At 63.5% G+C, this 735-nt stretch carries 2 protein-coding genes; one reads left to right on the forward strand and one right to left on the reverse strand.

Annotation, left to right across the window (positions count from 1 at the left end):
* Positions 1–285 (reverse strand): transposase (locus ACJ6WD_RS41335; RefSeq protein ID WP_407617825.1); only part of this gene is annotated, 285 nt, incomplete at its 3' end.
* 79 nt (positions 286–364) lie between these two features.
* Between ACJ6WD_RS41335 and ACJ6WD_RS41340 the strand changes: the two genes are divergently transcribed.
* The coding region (locus ACJ6WD_RS41340; protein ID WP_407617824.1) for an RNA-guided endonuclease InsQ/TnpB family protein at positions 365–735 on the forward strand (371 nt) is incomplete at its 3' end.

The following is a 735-nucleotide window of genomic DNA, read 5'->3' on the forward strand; positions in this document are numbered from 1 at the left end:
GCGATTGTGAGTGCTGCTCTGGCTCGCAGGCTGGAGCGGACGGTTCTGCTGTTTGATGTACTGGCGGACGACTGACAGTGGGGCCCCGTCGACCGATCCGGCGAAGTACGAGCCGGACCACAGTCGTTGTGCCCGCCAGTAGTGCCGGACCAGTTCCGGGTACTCCTGCAACTCGGTCTCGAAGTCCACGCAGACGCTTCGCGTGATCTCTTCCATGCGCTTCAAGTGGGTGTCGGAGAAGACGTTGTGTCGGTACTTCGTCACGAAAACCAAGTGCGCGTGCATGACGAACACGCAGTGACGTGACGACCTGTGCGGATGTTCTGATACTCGGTCATAATCCAACTTCAGTAAGATTCTGGGCGTGCAGCTCGGGTACGCCTTTCGGATGTATCCGAACGGTCCGCAGCGTTCGGCGCTGGCCAGGGCGTTCGGGTGCGCTCGGGTGGTGTTCAACGACGCGCTTCGCGTCCGCGAGACCGCCCGTGCAGCCGGGCTGCCGTTTGTCTCCTCCGCCGTACTGGGCAAGCAGCTCACCGAGGCGAAGAAGACCCCCGAGCGGGCATGGCTCGCCGAGGTGTCCGCGGTGGTCCTCCAGCAGTCCCTACGCGACTTGGACACTGCGTACCGGAATTTCTTCGACGGGCTCAAGGGAAAGCGCCCGCGGATGGGGGCGCCCAGGTTCAAGTCCCGCAAGGACAACCGGCAGGCCGTCCGGTTCACCGCGAACGCGCG

The sequence above is a fragment of the Streptomyces sp. VTCC 41912 genome (assembly GCF_045799175.1).
GTDB lineage: Bacteria > Actinomycetota > Actinomycetes > Streptomycetales > Streptomycetaceae > Streptomyces > Streptomyces albulus_C.